Source organism: Streptomyces sp. NPDC053048 (genome assembly GCF_044547045.1).
Lineage (GTDB): Bacteria > Actinomycetota > Actinomycetes > Streptomycetales > Streptomycetaceae > Streptomyces.
Window position 1 is genome coordinate 240,529 of record NZ_JBITZS010000005.1, and the last position, 13,689, is coordinate 254,217.

General features: G+C 72.5%; 10 protein-coding genes. 6 read left to right on the forward strand and 4 right to left on the reverse strand.

Features of this window, described 5'->3' with window-relative positions:
- Position 1: 1 nt before the first annotated feature.
- Positions 2-1,954 carry an asparagine synthase (glutamine-hydrolyzing) gene (gene asnB / locus ACIG36_RS15050; RefSeq protein WP_399926880.1) on the reverse strand — a complete coding sequence of 651 codons (1,953 nt, stop codon included), beginning with the start codon at positions 1,952-1,954 and terminating at the stop codon, positions 2-4.
- Between the two features lie 214 nt (positions 1,955-2,168).
- Positions 2,169-3,437 (reverse strand): nucleotide sugar dehydrogenase, encoded by a 1,269-nt coding sequence (locus ACIG36_RS15055; protein ID WP_399926882.1) that lies wholly within the window; start codon positions 3,435-3,437, stop codon positions 2,169-2,171.
- A gap of 163 nt (positions 3,438-3,600) precedes the next feature.
- On the opposite strand from ACIG36_RS15055, the gene ACIG36_RS15060 reads away from it, so the two are divergent.
- Both ACIG36_RS15060 and ACIG36_RS15065 read left to right on the forward strand, forming a co-directional pair.
- Positions 3,601-4,548 carry an ABC transporter ATP-binding protein gene (locus ACIG36_RS15060; protein ID WP_399926884.1) on the forward strand — a complete coding sequence of 316 codons (948 nt, stop codon included), beginning with the start codon at positions 3,601-3,603 and terminating at the stop codon, positions 4,546-4,548.
- The gene (locus ACIG36_RS15065; RefSeq protein ID WP_399926886.1) at positions 4,549-5,250 is read left to right on the forward strand and encodes an ABC transporter permease; all 702 of its coding nucleotides are present in this window, start codon (positions 4,549-4,551) and stop codon (positions 5,248-5,250) included.
- 24 nt (positions 5,251-5,274) lie between these two features.
- Here ACIG36_RS15065 and ACIG36_RS15070 read toward each other — a convergent pair whose 3' ends face one another.
- The gene (locus ACIG36_RS15070; RefSeq protein WP_399926887.1) at positions 5,275-6,282 is read right to left on the reverse strand and encodes an NAD-dependent epimerase/dehydratase family protein; all 1,008 of its coding nucleotides are present in this window, start codon (positions 6,280-6,282) and stop codon (positions 5,275-5,277) included.
- Between the two features lie 405 nt (positions 6,283-6,687).
- Here ACIG36_RS15070 and ACIG36_RS15075 point away from each other — a divergent pair, with 405 nt between their 5' ends.
- Together ACIG36_RS15075 and ACIG36_RS15080 are read left to right on the forward strand one after the other, a co-directional pair.
- On the forward strand, positions 6,688-8,442 hold the full coding sequence (locus ACIG36_RS15075; RefSeq protein ID WP_399926889.1) for an ABC transporter ATP-binding protein: 1,755 nt from the start codon (positions 6,688-6,690) through the stop codon (positions 8,440-8,442).
- On the forward strand, positions 8,439-10,226 hold the full coding sequence (locus ACIG36_RS15080; protein WP_399926891.1) for an ATP-binding cassette domain-containing protein: 1,788 nt from the start codon (positions 8,439-8,441) through the stop codon (positions 10,224-10,226). The genes ACIG36_RS15075 and ACIG36_RS15080 overlap by 4 nt, the downstream gene beginning before the upstream one ends.
- Positions 10,227-10,250: 24 nt before the next feature.
- Here the strand turns inward: ACIG36_RS15080 and ACIG36_RS15085 are convergent, their stop codons facing one another.
- Positions 10,251-11,447: a cytochrome P450 gene (locus ACIG36_RS15085; RefSeq protein WP_399926893.1), complete on the reverse strand. Its 1,197-nt coding sequence runs from the start codon at positions 11,445-11,447 to the stop codon at positions 10,251-10,253.
- Positions 11,448-11,752: 305 nt separating this feature from the next.
- On the opposite strand from ACIG36_RS15085, the gene ACIG36_RS15090 reads away from it, so the two are divergent.
- Both ACIG36_RS15090 and ACIG36_RS15095 read left to right on the forward strand, forming a co-directional pair.
- Positions 11,753-12,166, forward strand: coding sequence for a hypothetical protein (locus tag ACIG36_RS15090; protein WP_399926895.1), 414 nt, complete (start codon positions 11,753-11,755; stop codon positions 12,164-12,166).
- A 305-nt stretch (positions 12,167-12,471) separates the two neighbouring features.
- Positions 12,472-13,662 carry a hypothetical protein gene (locus ACIG36_RS15095; RefSeq protein ID WP_399926897.1) on the forward strand — a complete coding sequence of 397 codons (1,191 nt, stop codon included), beginning with the start codon at positions 12,472-12,474 and terminating at the stop codon, positions 13,660-13,662.
- Positions 13,663-13,689 lie beyond the last annotated feature (27 nt).

The window sequence follows — 13,689 nt, forward strand, 5'->3', positions numbered from 1 at the left end:
CTCAGGCTCCCGACGAAGGCGCCGCCACCGGCGGCAGCACGGTGCGGACAGGCCGCAGGACGGCGTCGTGCCAGGACTGGAAGCACAGCAGTGCCCACAGCCTCACCGAGTTGTCCCGGCGCGAGGCCAGGTGGTCGTCGACCATGCGCCGCACGGCGGACGGTTCGAACAGGTCGTGCCGGGCCAGGCTCTCCGGCGAGAGCGCGTCCATCAGCACCGGCCGCAGCCGGCCGCTCAACAGGGCCGCGACCGGGGCGCGGAACCCGAGCTTGCGGCGCCGGACCGCCTGCGGCGGCAGGTGGCCGGCCGCGGTGCGCCGCAGCACGTACTTGGCGGTCAGGCGGCGCAGCTTCAGCTCGGCAGGCAGCGACGCGCAGTACTCCACCAGATCGCGGTCCAGGAAGGGCGAGCGGGTCTCCAGCGCATGGCGCATCCCCCCGCGGTCGGTCTTGGTGAGGATGACGTCCCGCAGGAAGTGGGTGATGATGCCCAACTGGCAGCGTTCCAGCGGTGACAGCCCGGGACTTGCGGCCAGCACCCGCTCGACTTCCTCGAACGGCTGGTGGGACACCAGCTCGTGGCGTGCCCGGACGGACAGCACACCGGCCAGCTCGTCCGGCCTGAACGGTGCCCCGGCAGCGTAGAAGCGCTGCTCCGGGAGGGCGTTCATGCCCTGCGCGAGCCGGCGCAGGGCGACCCGCCACGGCAGGTTGCCCCGGTGGGGCCCGCCCTGCCGGGCGGCCGACCGGGCGAGACCCTCCAGCAGCGGCCGCGGGAGGTGGCCGAGCAGGCCGAGCACTTTCTCCGCCTGGAAGAAGCGGTAGCCGAGCAGCATCTCGTCGGCCCCGTCGCCGGTGAGCACGGAGCGCACCTCCTGGCCCGCGGCCCTGCACAGCAGCAGAGTGGGCAACAGTGAGGGATCGGCCAGTGGCTCGTCGATGCCGGTGTACTCCTCGGTGAACGCCTCGGCCAGATCGTCCTCGGTGATTCTCAGGAGGTGGTGTTCCAGGCCGAGATGGCGGGCGACGGCCGCGGCGGCGGACGACTCGTCGAAGGCGGTGTCGGCGAACCCGGCCGTGAAGGCGGGCACCGGGCGGTCGGAGATCTCCTGTGCGAGGGCGGCGACGGTGCTGGAGTCCAGGCCACCACTCAGCAGTACCCCCAACCGGCGGGGGGTACCGGTGACGCGCCGCTGGACGGCCGCCCGGAGCAGGTCCTCGAACTCGGCGGCCGCCGTCCGCAGCGGGACACGCCGCCTGGTGGCCGGCAGACCGGGGGTGAAGTACACCGTCTCGCGAAAGCCGTCCGGTCCCGCTCCCGGGCTCGCCTCGACGTAGCTGCCGGCCCGCACCTTGGCCACGTGGCGGACGGCGGAGCGGGGTGCGGGGCAGGCCCGCAGGACGAGATAGTCGGCCAGGGCCCGGACATCGGGTTCGCCGCCGCAGGCCGGGTGGCGCAGCAGCGGCGTGAGCTCGGAGGCGAAGGCCACCCCGGCCGGGGTGCGCAGGTAGTACAGGGGCCTCTTCCCGAACGGATCACGGGCCAGGATCAGCTTGCGGTGTGCCCTGTCGTACAGGGCGAAGGCGAACATGCCGTGGAGCCGCCGGAGGAATCCCATGCCTGTGCGCTCGTAGAGTTCGGCGAGGATCTCGGTGTCCCCTGCGGTGCGCAGGCGCGCCCCTCCGCGGACCAGTTCACGGCGCAGTTCGGCGTGGTTGTACACCTCTCCGTTGAGGACGACGACGGTGCGGCCGCTGGCCGAGCGCAGGGGCTGTCCGGGTCCGTGGACGTCGACGAACCGCAGGGCGCAGTGGGCGAGGGTCAGCCCGGTCTCGTGCAGGGTGCCGGTGCCGTCCGGGCCGCGGTGCAGGATGTCGGTGAGCATGCGGCCGGCGAGGTCCAGGGCCGTCTCCCGGCCGCCTGCCGGGTCGGTGAAACCAACGAAGCCGCACATGCCCTCTCCCCTGGGAGCGCTTGGTCGGTCGGTGGTGCCGGGCCGTGCGGAGGACCGCTCCTGCACGTGTGGTCGGCGGTGTGTCCCACCGCGAGGGTGCACAGAGCCGCAGCCAAGGCCAGCGCTTGACTGTAATCACCACTCACGTCGGTACGCAATGACCCGTGGACGAATGGCGGAAGCACGACCGGAACCCGGTGGCCGGATCCGCCGCTCACAGCACCTCGACGGCCGGGCCCCGCAGCCTGCGCCGGCAGTCCAGGACGTAGCGCGCGTGCTCGAGCACCGCGTCGTAGTCGAATTCCGCCTGGTCGACGAGCAGGATCACCGCGTCGGCCGCTCGCAGTTCCTCGGCCGTGGCCTCCACGCGCACGACGCCCCGCGGCTCCGCCTCGTCGTCCGGGCCCGGCGCGGCCACCTGGGGATCGGCGGCCCGTACCTGGGCTCCCAGCCTCAGCAGCAGTTGTGCCACGCGGGCCGACGGCGACTCGCGGACGTCGCCGGTGCCCGCCTTGTAGGCCAGTCCGAGCAGCAGCACCCGGGAGCCGTTGACCGCACGGCCGCGTGCGTTGAGGCCCTCCGTCAGCCGCCTGACGACGTAGTCCGGCATGTGGCCGTTGATGTCGCGGGCCAGTTCCACGAAGCGGAAGCGCTGGCCGAGGGTGCGTTCGACACGCCACGACAGGTACGAGGGGTCGATCGGAAGGCAGTGCCCGCCCACTCCGGGGCCGGGCGTGAACCGTTGGAAGCCGAACGGCTTCGTCGCCGCGAGGTCGATCGCGCCCCACACGTCGATGCCCAGTTCATGGGCGAACATCGCCAGTTCGTTGACCAGGGCGATGTTCACGTGCCGGAAGGTGTTCTCGAGCAGTTTGGCCAGTTCCGCCTCCTTGCAGCCGGCTGCCGGGACGACCGTCCGGACCAGCGACGCGTAGAAGGCGCTGACGGCCTCCAGTGACGCGGCGTCGATGCCGGAGATCACCTTCGGGGTGTTCTCCAGGTGCCAGACGGGATTTCCGGGGTCGATGCGCTCCGGGCTGTAGCCGAGGTGGAAGTCCCGGCCGGCCGACAGCCCGGAGCCCTCCTCGAGGATCGGCCCGAGCAGTTCCTCGGTGGTGCCCGGATAGGTGGTCGACTCCAGGACCACCAGTGCGCCCCGGCGCAGGTGGCAGGCGAGCATCCGCCCGGACGCCTCGATGAAGGACAGGTCCGGCACGCCGTCGCGCAAGGGCGTGGGCACGCAGATGACCGCCACGCCGAATCCTGCACAGTCCTGCGGGTCCACCGTGGGCTGGTAGGCACTCGACGCCAGCACCTTGCGTAATCGCTCGGCGGGGACGTCCTCGACGTAGGACTCCCCGGCCACCAGCTGTTTGACGCGGTGTTCGTCCACGTCGTACCCGACGACCCGGTGTCCCGCCTCCGCCGCTCGCACCGCCAGCGGCAACCCCGCGTATCCCTGTCCGATGACGACTACCCGCACAGTCCACCCACCCTTCTCGTGACTGGCGCCGGACCAGGGAGGCGCCAGTGGCGCTGTTGACATGTATCAGGCGTTTGTCCCCCGTGCTAGGGTGTCCGACGGTCCGCGGTCGCTTCGGACACGCAGACGCCTGGGCTTCCGAGGAAGGGGCGGGAGGCACGTCGTGGCAGCGATCGAGGTCCGCGACCTGACCAAGCACTACGGCGACACGGTCGCGGTCGAGGGCCTGTCCTTCACCGTCGAACCCGGTTCGGTCGTCGGATTCCTCGGGCCGAACGGCGCGGGCAAGACGACAACGCTGCGGATGCTGCTCGGTCTGGTCACCCCGACCTCCGGCACGGCCCTGATCCGTGGCCGCCCCTACCGCCGCCTCTCCCAGCCGGGCCGCCTCATCGGCGCGTCCCTGGACAGTGGTGCCGCACATCCTCGCCGCACCGCCCGCAACCATCTGCGCGTGCTGGGCAGGCCGCTGCGGACTCCGGAGGCCCGGATCCGGGAACTGCTGCACGCGGTCGGCCTCGAACAGTCGGCGGACCGCCCGGTCGGCGACTTCTCCCTCGGCATGCGTCAGCGGCTCGCGCTGGCCACCGCGCTCCTGGGCGATCCGCGGATCCTGGTCGTCGACGAGCCGGCCAACGGCCTGGACCCGGAGGGCATCCACTGGCTGCGCGGGCTGCTGCGCGGACTGGCGGCGGAAGGCCGGGCGGTGCTCGTCTCCAGCCATCTGCTCAGCGAGATGCAGCAGACCGTCGACCGCGTCGTGGTGATCGACCAGGGACGACTCGTCACCGAGGGCACCATCGCCGAACTCGGCGCACTCGGCCGGCAGACCGTCAGCGTCCAGTCGCCGCAGAGTGTGCGCCTGGGCGAGTTACTGCGGGCCGCCGGTGAGCACGTCCTCGTCACCGGTCCGGACACCCTCCAGTTACCGGGCGGCTGGGCGCAGGTCGTGGGTCACCTGGCGGCCGAGCACGGCATCCCGCTGTACGAACTGCACACCTCCGCGCCCACCCTGGAAGAGATCTTCTTCAGCCTCACCGGCTCCCGGACCGCCGACGAGGCCACCGGCGCGGGCCGCCACCGTACCTCGAACCGCCGGGGAGGCGGCTGAGTGAGCCACCTGGTACGCACCGAGCTGTTCAAGCTGCGCAGCACCAAGGGACCATGGGTGGCCTCGGCCGCGGTGGTGCTCGCCCAGCTCCTCTTCGCCCTGCTGATCGGCATGCAGGCCGAGTCCGCGCTGGTGCGCAACGGCCTCGGGCCACGCGCCGGGGTGTGCACCGGCTACCCGGTGCTGCTGCTCGGCATCACCGCGATCACCCAGGAATACCGCTACCGGACCATCGTCGGCGCCTTCCTGACCACTCCGGCCCGCTGGCGCGTCCTGGCCGCCAAGGCCGCCGCGGTGGCCGGGCTGGGCGCCGCCCTGTCCGCCGTCGCCCAGACGATCTGGCTGGGAGCCGGTCTCCTGCGGCACGGCGCGGCCGGGATGCACCTGGACCAGGCCGGGGAAGTGGCCAGGCTCTACTGGGTCACGGCAGCCGGTGTGGCGCTGCTCGGGGTGCTGGGCCTGGCCCTGGGCACGATCGTGCGGAACTCCACGGCGGCACTGGTCGTTCTGATCGTCGGCACGATCGTCGAAGGCGCGCTGGAGCAGTTCCGCTACAAGGGTCCGTTCACCAGCGGGCTCCAGGTGCTGTCGGACCGGACGGCGCACGGTGTGCCCCCGGGGCTGGTGGCACTGTGCCTGTGGGTCGCCGTGGCCCTGTGCGCCGCTCTGGTGGTGCTGCGGCGCGACGAGACGGATTCGTGAGCGGCCGACGCGCCGGTGGCCCGGCTATCCGGCCTGGCGTGAGGAGGCCGCCGGCCAGGCGCCGCGCGCGGTGAGGAATCGTTCCTGCGCCACCAGGCCGTCGTACAGGACCGTCGCGGGCCGGCAGCCCAGGACGTCCGCCGTTCTGGCCGGGTCGGCCAGGGTGACCGTGGCATCGCCCGGGTAGGGGTGGGCGTACTCCACGCGCGGGAACCTCCCGGTCACATCCGCGACGAGCGCCAGCAGTTCATTGATGCTGGTGTTGCGCCCGGTGCCCACGTTGTACGTGCCGCTGGGCACGCTCCGGGCGGCGGCGGACAGGGTGGCCCCGACGACATCACCGACGAAGGTGAAGTCCCGCCGCGCGGACCCGTCACCGTGCACCCGCAGCAGCTCGCCCTCCCGCGCCGACCGCAGTGCACGGGCGATGAGCATGTCAGGGCGCTGGCGGGGCCCGTAGACGGTGAAGTACCGCAGCGCGACCACGCGCAGGGCGCCGCCGGCGCGCCGGGCGTACGCCATGCCCAGCCGCTCGGCAGCGAGCTTGGTCACCGCGTACGGGGAGGCGGGGCAGGGCGTGCGCTCCTCGTCCATCGGCGTGCCGTCACCGTCGCCGTACACGCTGGAGGAGGACGCCATGACCACCCGCGGCACCCCGAGCCGGACGCAGGTCTCCAACAGACGTTGCGTGACGAGGACGTTGTCGCGGAGGTAGTCCGGGAAGGCGTCCCAGGAGGGCCGGACCCCCGGGCGGGCCGCCAGGTGGAACACCACTCCGGCGCCGCGCAGGAGGGGCTCCAGGTCCACGGTGGCGAGGTCCCCGCCGGCTCCCCATGGCGGCGCCTGTGCCGTGTCGGCGCCGTCCCCCCACCGGCGGTCGATGCCCAGGAAGGGGACCTTCCACCGGGCCAAGGCCTGCACGAGGTGGGATCCGATGAAGCCGGCGGCGCCGGTGACGACCACAGGGCCGCCGCACAGCAGTTGCTCGCGTACACCTGGGTACGCGTCTTCCGGTGAACCCGATGCGGGCATCCGACTCGACTCCTCGGGCAGCGAGCGGCATGACAGCCGACGCGCGGGCCGCCGGCCGGATCACCGGCGGACGAACGTGCCGACCCGGCCCCGGCAGACGAATCGTGGCCCGGGGCACGGACGGGCTCAGCTCCACAGCAGCGCCTCGATGGAACGAACCCACGGTCCTGATGACGCCGGCACAGCGGGTGCGGGATGGACTCAGGCGGGCGAAATCCAACGCCAGACTCTAAATCAGCGGCATGACACAGGCAAGAGAGCGGCCCCGGTCGGCCGGGGCCGGGGCTCGAACGGGCGGCCGCCTGGTGACCGTTGTCCGCGGGAGACACCGTTCCTATCCTGAGTGGGTTTCCGCAGCGGGGCCGTGGCCGGACACGCGACGGCCGGCCCGGAGGGGGGCGAGCGGTGTCATCTGCGGGCCTGGGCACCTCCGACCTCCGGGCGTATCTGCTGCTCCTGCGCGAGCAACTCGCTCCGCAGCGCCGCCGGTTCCTCCTCCTCTGCGTGCTGTTGTTGTCCGAGACAGTGCTGCTGGTGTCACAGCCCCAGTTCCTGCGGTACTTCATCGACGGGGCCCTGGGCGAGGCGGCCGAACGCACCTTGCTGGTGCTCGGCGGCTGCTACCTGGCCACCGCTCTCGCCGGTCAGGCCGCGTCCATGGCGGCGCAGCACTGCGCCGTCTCGGTGGCCCGGGACAGCGGCGACCGGCTGCGCGCCCGGCTGGTGGACCATTGCCTGCGGCTCGACGCCGACTACCATCGCCGTCACCCACCCGGTGAACTGCTCGACCGCATCGACGGCGACGTGACGAAGCTGGCCGGATTCCTGTCCCGGATGGCGCTCGACGTGGTGGCTCAGCTGCTGCTCATGGTCTGCGTGCTGGCCGCCCTGTGCGTCCTCGACTGGCGGCTGGGGCTGCTCTACCTTCCGCTGTGGGCGGCCGCCCTGCCGCTGCTGGCGCGCGGATTCGGCCGTGCCACGCCGCAGTTGGAAGCCGGCCGGCAGGCGGGTACCGATCTGCTCGGGTGGCTGGAGGAGCGGCTGTCGGCGACCGAGGACATCCGGGCGAACGGCGCGGTCCCGTACGTGCTGCGGGACCTCGGCGAGCGGCTCACCGCCTACCGGCGAGCGGCGGCCCGTGCCGCCCGCGCCGCGGTGAGCTGGCCGATGTCGGTGCAGGCCCTGTCGCAGCTCGCTTTCGCGCTCGCCCTGGCGCTCGGTGCCTGGCTGCACCAGCGCCGTGAACTGTCCGCCGGGGACGTCCTGGCATCGCTCTCCTACGTCATGCTGCTCCGTCAGCCGCTGGTGCGCATCACCCAGCAACTGGGCGAGTTCGAGGAGGCGGTGGTGAGCCTGCGCCGGATCCGGCGGTTGCTGGCCTGTTGCCCCCGGCTGACCGACGGCACGGGAGAGCTGAGGGTGGGGCCTGTGCCGGTCGAGTTCGACCGCGTCTCGTTCGGCTACGCCGGTGGCCCGAGGGTGCTGGCCGATGTCTCGTTCGAGCTGCCGGCCGGCCGGCAGCTCGGCGTGGTGGGACGCACCGGGTGCGGCAAGTCGACGCTGATCCGCCTGCTGTTCCGCTTCCACGACCCGGACGAGGGCGTGGTGCGGCTGGGCGGTCACGACGCGAGGTCGCTGCGCCTGGGTTCGTTGCGCGGCAAGGTGGCGCTGGTCACCCAGGAGGTCCACATCCTGGAGGGCACCCTCAGGGAGAACCTGGTCCTCTTCGATCCCGGGGCCGACGACCGGCGGGTGCTGCGCGCGCTGGACAACGTCGGTCTGACACCGTGGTACGAGACGCTGCCGGAAGGACTCGACACCCCGCTGGGCGGTGCGGGCATCGGTCTGTCGGCGGGCCAGGCCCAGCTGGTGGCCCTGGTGCGGGCGTGGGTGCGCGACCCCGGGCTGGTGCTGCTCGACGAGTTCTCCTCACGGCTCGACCCGCACAGCGAGCGGCTGCTGCAGACCGCGTTGCGCCGGTTCCTGGCCGACCGTACGGCCGTCGTGGTGGCGCATCGGCTGCAGACCCTGCGTGAGGTCGACCGGATCCTGGTCCTGGGTGAGAACGGGCCGCTGGAGTACGGCGCCCGCGAGGAGTTGATCGCCGATCCGCGGTCGGAGCTCAGCAGGCTGCTGCGCGTCGGCGAGGTGATCTGGTGAGGCCTTCCCGGCTGGTGCCGGAGCTGATCCGCCTGCAGGCGCCCCTCTACTGCACGGTGACACTGCTGTGGCTGCTGTGGCGTGCGGGAACGTTCGAGGTCGGCCTGCTCCTGCGCGAATTCTTCGACCTGCTGTCCCAGGGGTCCGCGGAATCCGCTGGGGCCGCTGCGTCCACGGCATGGTCGTTGGTGGCGGCCGTGGCCGCCATCGAGGCCGCCCGCATGACCCTGCAGTTCGGTGTGATCCTCGGCCGGCTCGAACCGCGGCTGGAGCACCGCGCGTCGGCCTCCCTGCGGACCGCCATGATGCGCGGCATCCTCTCCCGCCCCGGGGCACAGGTACCGTGCGGGAGCACCGGGGAGGCGCTGACGACCCTGTCGGCCGACGTGGACGACGTCAGCTCGTTCGTCTCCTGGTCGCCGGTCAACATCGCCCGCTGGGTGTTCGCGGTCGCGGCGGTCCTGCTGATGCTCCGCACGGACGCGCTCGTCACCGTCGGCATGGTGGTGCCCCTGGTGCTGGCGACAGCCGGCGGACGGGCGGTGAACGCCCGGTTCATCGCGTACCGCAAGGCGAACCGGGAGGCCACGGCCTCGGCGGGCGGCGCGCTGCGCGACACCCTGGCCGCCGTCCAAACGGTCCAGGCGGCTCGGGCCGAGAAGAACGTCGCAGCCCACCTGTCCGGCCTGTACCGGCGTCGCAGCGCCTTCGCCGCCCGCGAGGAGCTGTTCGGGAGCCTGCGCACCATGCTGCTGACCAACGGCGGGGCGGTGAGCACGGGGCTGGTGCTGCTGCTGGGCGCGAGGCGGATACACGGTGGCGGCTTCACCGTCGGCGACCTGGCCATGTTCTGCTACTACCTGCAGTTCCTCAACGAGGCGGTGAGCACGTTCGGGATGTTCAGCGCGAAGTACCACCGCGCCGTCGTGGCGACGGAGCACATGGCCCGCGCGCTGGGGGACGTGCCGGCGCTGTCCGCCGGCCACCGGCCCACCGACCCGCCGCGGCCCCGCCACGCGGAGACCTCGCCGAACCTCCGGAAGGACACGCTCCGCCACCTGGCCGCAGGCGGCCTGACCTACCGGTACCCGGGCAGCGGACGCGGCATCACGGGAGTGGACCTGTCACTGGAGCGCGGCACCCTCACCGTGATCACCGGTCGGGTCGGCTCGGGCAAGACAACACTGCTCAGGGTGCTGCTGGGACTGCTGCCGGCCGAGGACGGGGTGGTGCTGTGGAACGGCCGCGAGGTGCGGGATCCGGCAGCCTTCATGGTGCCCCCGCGGTGTGCGTACACCCCGCAGAGCCCGCGGCTGTTCAGCGGATCGATCCGTGCGAACATCCTTCTCGGCCTCGACCCGGACGCCGCCGGCCTCGGCCACGCCCTCGAGCTCACCGTGCTGGAACCCGACCTCGATGCCCTGGACGACGGGCTGGACACCGTGCTCGGCGCCGCCGGGCTCGGCGTGTCCGGCGGGCAGCTGCACCGGGTGGCCGCCGCGCGCATGCTGGTGCGCCGCCCCGACCTGCTGGTGTGCGACGACCTGTCGAGCGCGCTCGACGCCGACACCGAACGCCTGCTGTGGGACCGGGTCCTCGGCCCTCGGCCAGGCCCCGCGAGAACGGCGCTGGTGGTCACCCACCGGCCCGCGCTGCTGCGCCGGGCGGACCGGATACTGGTGCTGCGCGACGGTGCCGTCGCCGGCTGCGGCCCGCTGCCCGAACTGCTGTCGAGCTGCCCGGAGATGCGCCGACTGTGGCACCGGCGGAACCCGGACGGCTGAACGGCGACGGCTGAACCGCGCCCGTCACCACGTGACCGGCAGTTCCTCCAGCTGCCGCACCAGCAGCCCGTCGCTCCAGCGCAACCGCTCCGGGTCCGTGGCCAGAGCGAGGCCGGGAAAGCGCTCGACGAGCATGCCGATGGCCGTACGCAGCTCGATACGGGCCAGGCTCGCCCCCAGGCAGTAGTGCGCCCCGTGGCCGAAGGACAGATGCGCGTTGTCGGAACGCCCGATGTCGAAGCGGTCGGCGTCACGGAACCGGCCCTCGTCGCGGTTGGCGGACACCGGCGGGGCCAGTACCACCTCGCCCCGCCGCACGGTGCCCGTGGTCAGGGCCACGTCCTCGTACGCCACCCGCGGCACCCCGGTGTCGCCCGGCATGTTGTAGCGCAGGATCTCCTCGACCGCACCGCCGATCAGCCCGGGATCCGCGCGCAGCCGGTCGAGCTGGCCGGGGTGGCGCAGCAGCAGGAGCACACCACGGGCAATCATGTTGGTGCTGGCCTGGTGGCCCGCGGTGATCAGCCCGCGGACCATGCGCCGCAGGTCGTACTCGGTGAGCCCCTCGTCGGTGTCCTTCACCCGGATCATCGCGTCCAGCAGCCCCTCCCCCGGGGCGCGTCTGCGGCGGGCGATCAGGTCACCCACGTACTCCTCGTACGCGTGGTGTGCCTCGGCGACCTCGTCCTTCGAATAGGCCGTGACGGACAGCCTGATGTTGGCCCACTGGTGGAACAGGTCCCGGTCGCGGTCGGGAACGCCCAGCAGCTCGCACACGACGGACACGGGCACGGCGAACGCGTACTGCCGCACGAGGTCGGCCGGTGCCCCGGCGGCCTCGAGATCGTCCAGGCAGGTGCGCACCAATTGCCGGACGCGCCCCTGCCAGGCCTGCGCGTGCCGGGGCCGGAGCGCGTCCTGGACGACCTGGCGCAGGCGCAGGCGGGCCTGTGAACGCCGGTCCTGTTCCCCGCCGTCCCCGTCCTGCGCGGCGTCGTCCGCGGGGATCCGCATGAACAGGTACCGGTCGTCACGTGCGAAGCGCGTGTCCGAGGTGACGGTGACGACGTCCTCGTAGCGCGTGGCCAGCCACACCTCGTGACCGGTCGGCAGGCGCACCCGGGTCAGCGGGGCCTCGGAACGCAGCCGCGCGTACTCGCACGGCGGGTCGCCGAGCGGACCCGGCGGGTAGGGCAGGTCGTCGGCCGGCGGTGTGGTCATGGCTTCAGAGTGGTCTCATGGCGGACGCCGGTACAAGGGGGCTGCCGCTGCCGATGCAGTCGCTTTTGCGGCGCCAACGGGGAACGGGCCGCACGGTGCCGCCGCGTCCCAGGGTGTCCCCCATCCTCTCGTGGGAAGCGGCGTCCCAGCAGGTCACAGCACGCTTCGTCCCCCGTCGGCCCACCTCGGGGCAGCCTTCTGGCGGCCTGCCGCCGGGCGTACGAATCTGTGGGTGCCGGATCCGGCGGCGGGGCAAGCGACCGCCCGCCGGTCGGGCCTCACGGTCACGACATGAGGAGGCGCACATGCTCATCGGCAACATGTTCCAGCGGGTCGGCATCGGCACGGCCACCCTGGTCCTGGCGGGCACGGCGTTCGGCGGCGCCGCCCACGCGGCGGATTCCGCGAGCACGTCCACGGCCGCCATGGCGGCCACGTGCGAAGAGTCGCGGTTGATCACAAAGCCGGGAGGCAAGGTCAGGTACAAGGAATGCCACCGCACGTACAAGGGCAAGCGGCAGTCCAGCGTCACGCTGCGGGTCGCGGACCACGGGTACAACTCATCGCCCAGGGCGAGGGTCGTCATCGGCGCATGGGAAGCCACGTACTCGCACTACAACCCCGGCGGCCCGGACACGCAGTGGAGCGAGGAGTACAAAACCGGCTGGCACAACGGCAGCGACGCCAAGGTGACCCTTTCCATAGTGAGGTACCCGTAGAGGGGTACCGGTAGTGAGGTGCCCGTAGTGAGGTGCCCCTCCGCAAGGTGATCTGCCATCCCTGATGAGGGGCGCCCCTCGAGCCGTACTCCGATGTCAAGGCGCCGGGCTGCCGTCCGGCCCGGCGCCGCGGGGACAGGCCGGCCGCCACGGACCGGAACGCGTGGCATGTGGCCGGATTTGCCTGAACGCCTCGCACGACGTGCGTGCCACAATGTGTCGCCGTCCGTTCCACGCGAGTCATCGCCATGCCCGCTCCGGTCAACAGCCGTGCCGCTTGGGCGCGCTGAGGGGAGTGCACACGGATGAGCAGGCCCGAGGACGTCCCACAGGCACCCGCGGAGCCCCCCGCGCGGCACACCGGGCGGGATGCGGCGGCGGCCCCGGGCGGGACCGTCCCCCGGCCCGGCCCCGCCGAGACCGAGGTGCTGGTCCGGGCCGTCATCACCGCCACCGCCCCGCCACAGGGACCGGGCGCCCTGCAGGACGTTCTGCTGCGCGCCCTGTGTCCCGTCATGACCGGGCACCAGGTTCCCCCCGGCCCGCTCGAGCCGGTCACCCTGGCCGAGTTGAAGCGGACGCTGGACGCCGGGCACCGGGACACCGAATTCCGTACCTGGGTCGCCCTGATGCTGATCGTCAACGAGGTCATCCTGTCGCCGCTGACCGACGACATCACCGCACGGGTCGCCGAGTGGGTGGCGGGCGTGGGCGCGCCCGACGGCCTGGTGGCCCTGGCCCGCAGCCTCAAGGACGGGGATCCTTGGGCCGCCCTCATCGAGTTCGAACGGGCCTGCGGCTACCGGCCGTTGCGCAGGGACCACGAAGGCCGCCCGCTGGACACCGTGGAGGCGCTCAGCGCCGCGTGGCGTCCCTGCTTCGACGACGCACGGCTCGCCGCCCGCTGGGAAGCGCTCGCGGGCTGCCCGCCCGGCTCGCTGGGACTGGCTGTGCACCGCTACTTCCTGGCCCGCGGCTTCCCCTTCCCCGGCCGGCCCGGCAGCACGCCGGCGTACCTGACACAGCACGACTGGGTGCACGTGGTCGCCGACTACGGCACCACCCTCACCACCGAACTCGAGGTTTTCTCACTGGTCACCCGTGCCCTGCTCGACCGCCGCGGCTTCGAGCTCCTCGCCTGGGTCGTCGGGCTCCATCTGATCGGGTACACGGGCCTGGCCGCCGCCCAGTTCGCGGCGCGACGCGGGCCGGTGTCCAAGGAGGGGATGGCGGTCCGGGTACGGGACGCCCTGCGGCGCGGCGCGCTGGTGCGCACGGACCTGCTCAGCGTCGACTGGTTCGCCCTGGCCGACCAGCCGCTCGACAAGGTGCGCGCGGACCTGGGAGTGGTGCCGAAGTCCGCGGCCGCGCTGACCGCCGGGGCGGCCGGGCCGTTCGAGCCCGGTGGCCTGGACACGTACCAGGTGGAAGCCGGCCGCCGCATGGCGGCTGCCGCAGGCCGTCCCTACGCGATGTACGGCGCCGCGCCGGAGTGACGCGTGGCGGGCGCGGCGGCGGACCGA